Genomic DNA, 13,049 nt, shown 5'->3' on the forward strand with positions numbered 1-13,049 from the left:
ATGGACTTAATTATAAAACAACAAGAAATTAAAACAATATTAGAAGGAGTGCATGAAGATTATACTCATACATTTGAATACTCTAATATTACAGGAAAACTTCCTGTTTATATAGGATTTTCCTTGAAAAAGGACGAATTGGAATTCGCTTCAGGTGGGTATTATGTAGAGACTTCTCAGATGTCTATAAATGTCTATTCATACAATCAGGACAATACTAATTTATTAAGAGATTTACATTTACAAATAACTAAAATACTTGAAGATATAGATTTAACTATCTAAGAAATAAGAGGATAAAAGTCCTCCAATAAATTAAAATTTTCTCACGATTATAATTTAGCACAAAACGCCAACATTGGAGGACATAAGTCTTCTATTGTTGGCGTTTATGTGTTTTGTTGTAATCGTGAGAACTGCAAAGGTATATTATAAAACAAGATGAAACAAGATATAAAAACACCTATTTCATATTATGGTGGTAAACAGAATTTAGTATCTAAAATTTTACCCTTAATACCAAAACATACAACATATATAGAGCCTTTTGTAGGTGGAGGTGCTATATTCTGGAGTAAAAAGCCTTCAGAGGTAGAAGTAATTAATGATTACAATAGGGAGTTGATTAATTTTTACGAATGTGTACAAAATGAGTTTGTTGAACTAGAGAAAATGGTACGTATAAGCTTACATAGTCGTTCATTACATCGTGATGCAACAGTTGTGTATGAAAATCCTCACATGTTTACAAAGATAAAGCGTGCTTGGGCTATATGGGTATTATCTGCGCAATCATTTAGCTCAATGCTTGATGGTTCTTGGGGATATGATAAAATAAAAGGTACTACAAGTCAAAAGATAACTAATAAAAGGGAGTCATTTACAGAAGACTTAGCTATACGAATACAGAATGTACAAATAGAAAACACTGATGCATTGCGTATCATCAACTCACGAGATTATAAGGATGCGTTTATTTATTGCGATCCTCCTTATTTTAATAGCGATTGCGGGCATTATGACGGATATAGTGAGAGAGACTTCGTAAGCTTATTAGAGACTCTTAAAAGAGCTGAGGGTAAATTTTTGATGAGTAGTTACCCAAGTGAAGTACTAAAGAAATACACTAAAGATTGTGGTTGGTATACTATGAGTATTGAGCAACGCGTGAGCGTAGCTAATACTACAAGTAAACCAGGGAAGAAAAAGATTGAGGTGTTGACAGCTAATTATGATCTAAGTAACCCAAAGGATAGTTTGACTTTGTTTTAAAAATTGGTTATAAAACAAATAAAACGTATGTTTAGATTAGTTAAAAGTACATCTATGACTAGACTTAAAAGACATGAAATCAGGGTAAGTAAGAGTGTTAGGCCTTTAGATTTATCAGAAAGGAAGCCTTTTGATTTAATTATTGGGGAGCAGTATTTTATTTCATACAAAATGAATATTGCTCAGCCATGTAAATTATTATGGCGTAGTGATGAAATGTATCGAGGTTTCGCAGTAAATGTTACAATTGAATTACTTGATGGTACAATACAAGGTTCCTTTGGAGATGAGATAGGACGTACTCCTGAAGAAGCTGTTCTTAATGCAAAAACATTATGATTGGTAAAAGCTGTTTAAAGTCTTTTTAAACAGCTTTTATATTTTTTAAAAAAATGTACATTTCAATTTGAATTTTAGTACATTTCAATTTCGCGATTATATTTTGGTGGTTCCCGTTTTAGGTAGTATAGTGTTCTTATCAGTGGACAATATGCAAAGAAAGAAGGAATCTCAGGTATAGCTCTTAACTAAAAGCGAATTATATAAAAAAGAAATTTAAAAAAATATTTACCAATATTATTGCCTTTAAGTAGCATACTTGATTATTAGTAAGCTACATAAAGGCAATTTATTTTAAGGCTAGTAGTATAAAAACTATGTTCTTTACTCTATATAGGCTAATAATTTATCTACTGAATTAAGTAAAATAGTTTTTTTATCTTTTATTCTGGGATTTGTAGTGTTTTCCAATAAAAAAGAATTATTTATTCCTATTACAAGGTCTTAGTATAGAAGTTTTTTTGCTATTTTTGGTAGTTAATAACGTAACTACTTATATCTAGATATTTCTATACTTTCACATAGAATTTCACTATAAAACCTAATTATGGCCAAACAGCTAAAAGTAATCCAATGCCCTCAATGTGGGAGTGTAAAAAAACAACTTGTAAAGGAAGACCACTACCTATGTGATCATTGTAATGCGGAGTATTATATCGATAATGACGATGTTAATATAAATGTCAAACACCATTACCAGGACCAATCTGCACAAGGTTCAACTAACAATGCACCAAAACGAAAAACAGTTTTTATTATAATCGCTGCCATAGCTTTATTACTTATAGTAACACCTTTAATCATAACTACAGTTTTTATTGATAAATCTAGATCTAGTTACATATATGATACAAAGGGTGATTCTAGAGAAAGAAATTATCGCGAAAGAATTGAAGATTATTTAGTTTATACCTCTAAGGAGAATCAAAACCCTATTGTAATATTGAGAACTAAGAGGACATTTTCTGGTGAAGATCAGCAAGAGAGTATGGACTTTATGCGTTTTTATGATCCTATAAAAGGGCAAGTACTCAATGAAGTTTCTCTCAAGGGGGTGGATTCTGATAATTATCTTGAAGTGCGTAGATTCAGTAATGGAGTTCTTTATATCAGTTTTGAAAATACTGGTGTTGTTTATCGCGTTGATGAGTATAATAATACTCTAGAGGATATTACTGAAACAATGTTTGGAAATAAGCCTGAATTTAGTTCAGGTATAGCAACACTTAATTTTGTGATTGAAGTAGAAGGAGATGGATTCATTATAATGACCAATAATGGGAAAGAATATTACTACTACCCTTTAGCAGATAAATTATATTCCAGCTTTAAAGAATTACGAACCGACACATATGATACAGGCGTTTTACTTGCCGATGCTACAGAAACACCTCATTATGTTTTTAGCCAAAAAAGTACTAAATATCCACAGGAGAAAATACAACTTATAAAATATTGGTATACTAACAATGTTGGTTACCCTACAAGACTTCCTTATAGTAATAATGTTAAATGGGACGAAATCCCTATATTTCCAGATATTTCCGAAAATTACTCTGGTAGGTTAAAAATGGAAAAGAAACTATTTAACCATTCACGTATTAGGAAGTTTGTTGACTTAACCCCAGAAAGATTATATTTTGATGCTAAAATAGTTTATCAAGATAGTAATAGCTTATATATAACTGCATTACCTAATGCGAATCCTAAGTCAGCGAGATTTGTTCAAAAAATAGATACAAATACAGGTGAAGTAGTTTGGACATTTACTCCAAGTGAATCTATTTATTCTTACGGGGACTTTTATGGTTATGATGGGGGATTAGTTTTTAAGATATTCAATTATGGTTCACCTCGATTTATAAAAATTATTACAATTGACTTAGAAGGTAATGTAATAAATGAATTTGATGCAGATGGGGATAATTTCTTAAATGACATTTAAACTAAAGTATTCTTTAAAATAAGATCTATATATGGGGCTCTATAAGTGAAATAAAATACTCTAAATATCTTGTAGTATTAGCTATATAAGTAAAGTTGTATTAGTGTTATAATATACTAAAACCTGAAGGATTAATTGTATTGCAGATAATTCCTTGAATAGGTTAGTGTAGGTATAGATATTACAAGGGTTAATGATTGATTTATTCATGATAGAATCCATGGAAAGCACTTTTGTTGAGCCAACTACATATGTAGTTTAATTTTTGTATTAGAATTAAAAAAAAACAGGCATTAATTATTTTATTATGCCTGTTTATATAAATGAATTATTTATATTTCTTTAGAAATAGCCTAGCGGCGAAATAAATAGCTATAATTAATACTAGGCCTGCAAATATCTGAAGTACTAAGCCTGTTAGATCTTCCAAGATTAGAATTGTTTTGTCCATAATCAAATAGTTATTAATGTTAGGTAGTTGTAATATTTAGTAAATCTCTTAATCAATTTTAAAATACAGTAATTTTTTCTTACAATATAATGTTTGTATGATGTGAGATAATGTATTGTAAGAGAATATTATATACCATTAACTGATAATATGTTGTAGTATTAGGTTTTATAATTGAAGTACGGGTTATTTTAGTCCCCTAATTTATCGACCTGTAAATTAGTAAGAGAGTTGTTAGCTCTTTTAACTTAATAATTAAATAGTGAGATTTTTTCTAGTAAATCTATCTATAGCTAGGGCCATCACTTTAGTTTTTCTCATTCTTTAAATACTAAAGTAATAATAGTTCCTTTATTGGGTTTACTTGTAATGGAAAGTTTAGCTTTTATGATTTGAGCTCTTTCCTTGATGTTATTTAATCCAATTCCCTGGAAATTATCTTCTACATTAAATCCAATTCCATTATCTTGGACACAAAGCTCAATATTATTGAGCCCTATTTGCTTTAAAGTAATCGAGCATTTATTAGCATTGGAATATTTTTGGGTGTTTTGAAGGGTTTCCTGTAATATTCTATACAGGTGAATTTTGGTATTTGTACCAAATTTTTCCAAATTAATGCTAGGATCTATAGATAATGAAAAATCAATATTTTTATTTCTATTTTGTAGATCTATTAAATCTTGTAATAAAGTATCAAAGGAGTTAGTTTTAAAGTCGTTATGTCTAGAAAGTAAGTGAGAAGCCTCTCTTAAAAACGTTTCAATATTAGTTATTTCATTTACAATAATATTTCTTTTACTTTCTAAATCCTCTTTGGTTAATTGCATTAAAAGAAATCTTGTTACAAAGACTTTGTTTAATACCCCATCATGTAAATCTTGGGCAAGTTTTTTTCTCTCTACACTTTTTGTAAGAGAGAGTTCTTGTTTCATGGCTAAAATAGAGTCATAGTACTTTTCAGTGTCTTTTTGTAATAGCTGTACTATTCTTAATTGTTTGGATTTTTGTCTAAAGAAGTGGATCATAAATCCAAGGGAAATCAAGAGAATCGCTCCAATAGAGATATTAATTATAATTTTCTTTTGAGCTTCTAATTTTTCATTTTTTAGCATTAAGCTATCGGATTCAAATTTTATTCTTGCAAAGGTATTGCTTATGTTAGTAGCTTCATTATTAATTAGTTCACTAACTTCTACATAGCGTTGAAAATGATCATGAAGCGGTATTGTAGTGTTACTTAAGAGCAAATATAGCGCCTCTTTTTCTTGAAAAAGGAGATTATGGCTTTTAGAATGCCTTAATACTATGTCTATTATGTTTAATGCTTCAGCATTTTTATTTAGCCGAAAGTAGTAATCGGCTAATAATATTTTCACCTGGTTTAGTTCATCCCAAACTTTTGATTTTTCATAAATTTCAATACTTGTATGTAGGTCTTGTTCTACCTCATCTAATTCATTAGATAAAATTCTAGCTTGGCTGTAAACCTGAAGTAAAGTTGCGTAGGTTAAATCTGCTCTGTAATTTAGATTAGTTAAATCAACATCCTTTTCTATTGTTTCTATGGCAATTTTCTTAGCCATTTCATAATCTTGTAAAGCAATATAGTTTTTTATTAAGGATTGCTTTGTCATAATGCGCAGTGCGCGTAGATTTTCTGGTCTGTAGTATCTTAACATTTCTTCAGAATCTAGGTCTACTAAGGCCTCTTGTATTTTTGTGTTTGCTTCTTGATATTGTCCAAGGCCTGTTAATGTAGTACCTAAGATTAACGTTAAGGTAAATTTATCTTTAATACTTTTGTTTAGTCCATTATAGGATATAGCCTCTAGTATAGAGGTTTCTGCCTCGGAATAAAAGCGGTCGTTAATTAAGGTGAAGCTTTTAAATATCAATACATTTAATAGATTTGTCGTATCGTTATTTTGTCGGTAATACATTTCTGATTTAGTATAATTATATAAAGTACTGTCCTTTATAAATATTCTATCATAATATTTAGCAAGAAGTTCATGTGCATTACCTAAGTGAGTTAAATCATTATCTTGCTCAGCTTTATTTTTAAGACTATAAAAATATTCCTTATCAGGCATTACCTGGATGATATACTTTCGAAGTAATTCCCTATTGGAGTGATTATTTGGTTTTGAAATTAATAATTTACCAATCGAATCGGCTTGTTGCTTTTGGTGATCATCTGCCTCAAAACGGCTATAATTAAGAAGAAAATCTAAGGTCTGCTTATCAGCTAGAGCTAGGTTTTTCTCCTGGTTTTTTGTACAAGATGTCAATAGGATCACAAAATAAATTAGTATAAGTTGTATCGTAGTAATTAGGAAGAATTTCATATTTATTTTTTATTTTTAACTGACGAGTCAAAGATAGTTCTACTGATGTATTCTTATCTATATTATAAGTTAAACACCAACTTTAGTTCCACTAATTTTAGTAGAATCGTACAGCCTGTAGTATTAGCAATTCTGTGCACTTTTGCAAAAATGTCTTCTAAAGGGGAGCAAGTCTAAAGTGATAATCCTCTTGGAAAATTATGTTTATATAATTTTAATTAATCTAGGAAGTAAATCCTTTGTACTGTAAACTCTTTTAACGGAGGATAAAAATGTTTTTCTGTTTGTTATTACTTGAAAATTATGGCCGTATTGTCACTAATAGGCTCTTTAATACTAAGCTTTCTTGACAAAACATTCTCTCTTCTTTACTATATCACACAGAGTAGTAAGTAGTCTTATGGTTATGGTCATAATGCATTTAAACAATATAATCACTCTTTGATTGACTTTTTAAAAACTAAAGTAATTATAGTTCCTTTATTGGGTTGGCTTGCAATAGAAAGCTTAGCTTTTATAATACGAGCCCTTTCCTTGATATTATTTAGTCCTATTCCTTTAAAGTTATCTTTTACATTAAATCCGACTCCATTATCTTGGACATTTAGTTCAATGTTATTTTCATCGATGCTTTTAAAGGTAATCCAACAATTTTTAGCATTGGAGTATTTTTGTGCGTTTTGCAAGGTTTCTTGTAAGATTCTATATAAATGGATTTTGGTTTTTGTACCAAGTTCTTCCAAGTCAATCGTTGGGTCTATGGATAGTGTAAAATCAATATTTTCAGTTCTATTTTGAAGATCTACTAATTCTTGTAAAAGAGTATCGAAAGAGTTAGTTTTAAATTCATTCTCATTAGAAAGTAGGTGGGAAGCATCCCTTAAAAACTTCTCAATATTTGTTATTTCATCTACAATAATATCTCTTTTACTATCTAGGTCTTCTTTGGTTAGTTGCATTAAAAGGAATCTTGTTACAAAGACTTTATTTAATACCCCGTCATGCAAATCTTGAGAAAGCTTTTTTCTCTCTACGCTCTGGGCAAGAGCAAGTTCTTGCTTCATTGCTAAAATAGAATTATAGTATTTTTCTGTATCTTTTTGTAAAAGTTTGACAATTCTTAACTGTTTAGATTTTTGTCTAAAAAAATAAGTCATAAACCCAAGTAATATTAAAAGGATGGAAGCAACGGCTGTATTAAGGATAATTTTCTTTTGTGCTTCTAATTCTTCGTTTTTCACTACTAATTGATCCGATTCAAATCTGATTCTTGCAAAGGTGTTACTGATATTTGTAGCATGATCATTAATAAGATTACTAACCTCTAAATAGCGCAAGAAATGATCGTTTGAAGGGATGTTTGTTTTACTTAGAAGTAAAAATAAGGCATCTTTTTCTTGGGATAAAAATTTGTTCTTTCTACTATTCTCTACTACTTCTTCAAGAATACTCAAAGCCTGTGTAGGATTATTTACACGAAAGTAATAATCTGCTAAAATTGTTTTGGTTTGATCACTATAGTCAGGAAAATTGGCATCTTCAAATGACTTTATTGCTGTATTTAAATCCTGTTCTACTCCATCAAAGTCATTGCTTAATATTTTTGCTTCACTTAAAAGTTGAAGTAGACTTGCATAATTTATCTGAATTCCATAGGCTACATCAGTAAAATCCACGTCTTTTTCGATTGTTTCTAAGGCAGTTTTCTTTGCCAGATCATACTCTTTTAAAAGGGTGTAATTTCTTATTAAAGCTAGTTTTGCTGTTATACGTAGTGCAGTACGTAGTTTTTCAGGATGAAATGCTTCCATTTCTTTAGAATCTATATCCACTAAGGCCTGTTGTATTTTTGATTTTGCTTCCTGATATTGTCCCAGGCCCGTCAATGCATTACCTAACATCAAATTCAAAGTAAACTTAGTTTTAATATTATGGTTTAATCCATTATAGGATAATGCCTCTAGTAAAGAGGTTTGTGCTTCGGAATTAAGATCATCATTTAACAAAGTGATACTTTTAAATATCAATACCCCTAGTAGGTTTAATGTATCATTACTTTGGCGATAATACATCTCGGCTTTGGTAGAATTAATTAAAGTACTATCTTTTTCTCTGATAGTAGTTATATCATAGTACTTAGCAAGAAGCTCGTGGGCATTACCTAAATGAACTAAGTCTCCACTTTTTTCAGCTTTTTGTTTAAGTATGTAATAATAATAATCGTCCTTACCGGGAAATGTACGTATGATGTATTTTCGAAGTAATTCTCTGTTGGATTTATTGTTTTTTCTTTCCACTAAGTGTTTACCTATAGAATCGGCCAATTGTTTTTGGTGTTCATCAGCTTCGAAACGATCATGTGCGGCAAGAAAATCTATGATTTTTTGATCTTCTGGATGTATCTTTTCATCTTTGTTTTTTGTGCAAGCTGTCAATAGGATTGCAAAAGAAATTAGTATAAATTGTATCGTAGTAGTTAGGGAGAATTTCATGTTTCTTTTTAGTTATTAATTGACGTGTCAAAGATAGTTTTTACTTACGAGTTTATTTGTTGTAAATAGTCTTTATCCTAATAAAAACTCAATTTTATTAGTGTACACAAGGGTTTTATTAGTACCCCATCAATCTAAGGTGCTTTTTACTTATATAAGCAGGGTAGATAAGGAGATTTTAGGATAAACTAAGGTGTATGTACACGACTAAGTACATAAAATAAGAGATTATTATGCAAAAAGAATTTTAAACTAGCATAATATAATGTCAACCATAATTATCAGTTATGGCTATCCAATAAAAAGAAAGTATTCGATGGGTTCAGAAGCTCACTATAATATTTTTGCTTTTGAGTCATAAAGTAAGGTTTAGGTAAATTGATCTGTTATGGGGTGCTTAGCTTGTTCATTAAAAAAACGGATAAAATACATTTTAAAAGCGGATTATATCTAAAAAGAACTAATCCTTGATAAAATCAATACTGCGGTAAATATAACAAATATTTTTAATAAATTAACAAAATATATTTAGTAGGGTATTTTTATAAGTATCCAACGATTAGGTAGTTAGATTCGGTTTAAGTTGAAGATTCGGTATCTTCATAGAAGACTGTAAACTATATTATATAAGTAAAGTATATATAGAAAGGCAACTTAAAAGTTACCTTTCTATATAAAATCAACTTTACAATGCTGGGCTATGCTTGCCTTTATTAGAACCTAGTGGATGTCTAGCACAAGTACTGGATGTTAAATTTGAGATAGACGAACGGTTTGTGCCGCAATACTTACATGTGTATTGAGCCTTCTCACTTCCTTCATAAAGTTTGTGTCTACCTTTATTAGAACCTTGTGGATGTCTAGCACATGTGCTACTTGTTAAGTTGGAAACACTTGAGCGGTTGGTTCCGCAATACTCGCAAAAAAAATTAGCCATATTAAATTGATTTAAGTTTTGCTTACTCTTGGTTTTCAGCTTCCCCTTATTTGAACTAAAGTGTATTTATATAGTTTGATCAAGTATAATATACTAATATAATGTGAATTAAGACTTATAAAATAACTAAGAGCAATAGTTATAGTGTGAAATTATTTGGGATTTAATTAGAATCAACTTTCTACTAATTTTTCACCTGTTTTTTATTAAATATAAGTGTTATCGTAATGAAAGTTTGGAATATGCATGCTAGCAATGCTATTGAAAAGGTAGTTGATGCATTATAGCCCCTTATGTATGTGGCTAACATTTGGGATAAAAAAGTAGTTATTAGAGGTTCTTTAAGCCTTAACAACCTAGCTTTTCTATTGGTAATACTACGTAGTTATATAAAGAAAAATCCTTAAAAGTTTGGAGCTGAACAGGGAAGAAGGCTATACTTTTATCAAAGAAAATAAAGCGGATTTACCTCCACTACTAAGTAGGAAACATTTAATAAAAAAACCTAAGAAACTAAGTGCTTTATAATATGCATTGTGATGGTAATATTAATATTAAATTCTTTTTAAATACACGTTTTATCCAGTTGTTTAAATATGTTTTTATATTGATATATTATTGAATACTAATTAAATAGGCGTAGGTGTTAAATGATTAGGAGGTAACTTATAGTGTCTTGAACCCTTTTTAAATACACTTAATCTAGCAAGAGTTAAATACCTAAAAGTAACATTATTAGAGCAAAAACTAAATGGGAAGAACTTAAAACGAAATTGTTTTTTCTCTAATTTAGTGAGCTTCTGAAAAATCTATTTGTTATATTACGCTAATATGCTGCATTTTATAGAGAACCCACAAAAAGATTAGATTATAGATTATCTTGTTTTGTATCAATTATGGCTTTTTTGACGATTTTGCGTGAAAATGAGTAAATATTAAACACAAAATACTAAGTATTAGGATGTTGAATTTTATTGTGTTTTGTTAAAGTTTTATCGAACCATAGCGATTCTAATTTAATACTAAGAAATTATAGTTCTTACCGGAAAATTTTAAGTGTAACGACAATTAGAATAGTTATTGCTATTTGTAATATATATCCTATAACAAATAATGCTAAAACAAGTAAAAAACCATAATCTCTAGTAAATACAATAATTAACCAAGCAGTCATTGTGCCTAATAGGGTATTTTTATATCTAAAGAAATTAGCAATTATGTCTATAATAAGACTTACAACTACAAAAAAAAGCAATGCTAATGAAAAGTCCCCAAAGGAATTTAATTGGGGTGGTAGTAAGGTTATACTTTCTATACAACCTTGCAGTATATGTTCCTTGCAACTTGTGAATGTGACAAATAGGATAAAAACGCAAAAAAAGAAGAAGAATCTTCTCATAATACTCAATATTATTTCCAATAGGAACTCTCTTAAAGATACAAATAATTAAACTTCTAGCCTTATTATCAAAGGAAATAATTATATAGCTATAATGAGATGGTGATTAAATACTTTTTTGAATATTAGAGCTTTAATAGTAGAAATTCGCTATAATTCAGGTAATAGGTACATTTAGTAGAAAGAATATAGCTGAAAATAGCGATAGTATGTATTGGTGTAAAGCATTAATTTTACTATGGATTCTAAGGGCTTATCTTGGAATTTATAAAATTAGTAAAAATTAATGTGATGGAATTTCTAGAGCCTATTAAAATACCCGTTATAGCAGATTTAGTTTTGAGTCCTGTAGTGATCTATGGTACCGAATTTACTTCCCTTAACTTTGAAACAGAAGACCAGGAGTTTGGTAGAATTGTACTGGATAAACTCGATGCTATAAAAGTATGTAGAGGGGAAATACTACCCTATGCTTTCCAGGAATCAATGCAGCAGATTGATGAAGTGGTGTGGGTTTTTAAAGTGAAAAACTCTAAGTGGTTACAAGAGCGTTATGCCTATGAGAAAAAATACTATGGTGATAGTTATGAATGGGGAAACTCCGTTGAAGAGATGCTAAGTGATTATTCACATTATCTATTTGCCTTTCATGATGAATTTGTAGAAGTTCTTGCCAAAGGATTTTGGTTTGAACAAGCCCCTAGTAGTCTAGTAGGAAGACCTTTACCTGTGAACCACCCTTTACAAAAACTTACCACTACTTGTATAGATGACTTACATATTGGTCAAAAGCGCTATGTGTTAAAATTTAATCCGCTAGATATCGATGTATTGGCCATACAAGCCGAATTTTGTCAACAAGTATTGGCAGAGGTTTGGAATGGGGATTTCGAAGATGGCTATGCAGAAGCAGCAGTGCGATTAAAGTATGTCAATCAAGAGTTTGTTTGCTTTTATCAGCCTGCTTTTGGCAAAGCAGTACCTTTCAAAAAAGGAATTGCAACACGAGAAGATATCGTAAGTTATTTAAGACAAAGGAGTGAAGAAAATATATAGTATTTTACAATAAGAATTTTAATAGTAATAATCTGTCAATAATATAGATAGTAGTAATGTAAATGCACGTAGCTCTAAGTATTTGATGGTATTACAAGAAAAAGCAGCAGTAAAATGCTGATGCGTTAAATGTAGAGTTGTTGCAAAAATATTGTGGACTTCTCTCTTAATCCAATTATAAATGAAACTACCAGAACATTGGTATCTTTTTATAGCCGCTTATCAAGGTTACACTTCCCAAGAGGATGTTCGTGTTTTTACTACTGAGGGTGCCGTAATAGAGCGATATAATACCTATGAGTTTGCAACCTATTTACCTAACTATATCCCCATTGCCGATGATTCTGGTACACAAGTAGCAGTAATAGCTAAAGACCAGAAAGATCCTAAGGTATATCTTAGCTCTTATGGTACTTTAATAGAAGCTGACTTGAAAGTATTAGCTCTTAGTTTACATCAATGGATGCAGGATCAGTTTGTATTTGAAGATAAAGCAAACCAAAAAGAGCAAGAAGAAGCACAAGCTAAACTCTATATTACGGATATTGGACCAAATAGAATGAAAGTAGTTAAACTGTTAAAAGCTAGATTTCAGTTATCAGGCCCTGAAGCTTTAGCCATGTGTAATGCAGAGCGGATTCTGTTTAACCAGTCTTACCTGAGTTATATACAAGAAGATGCTGCAGTTTTGCAAAGTTTAGAGGTAAGTGTTGAAATAGTTAGTAACCTTAATGAGGTTTAAATTTTTACAAAAACTTTACTCATAGGAGTATAGGTTATTGTAAAAAGGTGTTTTTATAATCTACT

General features: G+C 30.1%; 8 protein-coding genes. 6 read left to right on the forward strand and 2 right to left on the reverse strand.

All coding sequences use genetic code 11. The features are described from left to right. The 4 genes from ACYSNM_RS03515 to ACYSNM_RS03530 all read left to right on the forward strand — a co-directional run bounded on the left by ACYSNM_RS03515 (window position 1) and on the right by ACYSNM_RS03530 (window position 3,556). Window positions 1-285: a hypothetical protein gene (locus ACYSNM_RS03515; protein ID WP_461755634.1), complete on the forward strand. Its 285-nt coding sequence runs from the start codon at window positions 1-3 to the stop codon at window positions 283-285. Window positions 286-441: 156 nt separating this feature from the next. Further along, window positions 442-1,272, forward strand: coding sequence for a DNA adenine methylase (locus ACYSNM_RS03520; protein ID WP_461755635.1), 831 nt, complete (start codon window positions 442-444; stop codon window positions 1,270-1,272). A gap of 54 nt (window positions 1,273-1,326) precedes the next feature. Continuing rightward, a complete protein-coding gene (locus tag ACYSNM_RS03525; RefSeq protein WP_461755636.1) occupies window positions 1,327-1,611 on the forward strand; it encodes a hypothetical protein in 285 nt (94 codons plus the stop codon). Between the two features lie 547 nt (window positions 1,612-2,158). Next, window positions 2,159-3,556 carry a hypothetical protein gene (locus tag ACYSNM_RS03530; RefSeq protein ID WP_461755637.1) on the forward strand — a complete coding sequence of 466 codons (1,398 nt, stop codon included), beginning with the start codon at window positions 2,159-2,161 and terminating at the stop codon, window positions 3,554-3,556. A 768-nt stretch (window positions 3,557-4,324) separates the two neighbouring features. On the opposite strand, the gene ACYSNM_RS03535 is transcribed toward ACYSNM_RS03530, so the two are convergent. Further along, window positions 4,325-6,358: a sensor histidine kinase gene (locus tag ACYSNM_RS03535; RefSeq protein ID WP_461755638.1), complete on the reverse strand. Its 2,034-nt coding sequence runs from the start codon at window positions 6,356-6,358 to the stop codon at window positions 4,325-4,327. A 434-nt stretch (window positions 6,359-6,792) separates the two neighbouring features. Then, window positions 6,793-8,850, reverse strand: a complete 2,058-nt coding sequence (locus tag ACYSNM_RS03540; protein WP_461755639.1) for an ATP-binding protein — start codon at window positions 8,848-8,850, stop codon at window positions 6,793-6,795. 2,627 nt (window positions 8,851-11,477) lie between these two features. Between ACYSNM_RS03540 and ACYSNM_RS03545 the strand changes: the two genes are divergently transcribed. Both ACYSNM_RS03545 and ACYSNM_RS03550 read left to right on the forward strand, forming a co-directional pair. Then, complete coding sequence (locus ACYSNM_RS03545; protein WP_461755640.1) at window positions 11,478-12,242, forward strand: hypothetical protein; 765 nt, start codon at window positions 11,478-11,480, stop codon at window positions 12,240-12,242. A gap of 181 nt (window positions 12,243-12,423) precedes the next feature. Beyond that, on the forward strand, window positions 12,424-12,984 hold the full coding sequence (locus tag ACYSNM_RS03550; protein WP_461755641.1) for a hypothetical protein: 561 nt from the start codon (window positions 12,424-12,426) through the stop codon (window positions 12,982-12,984). Window positions 12,985-13,049 lie beyond the last annotated feature (65 nt).

It is taken from the genome of Myroides sp. LJL116 (genome assembly GCF_054871685.1).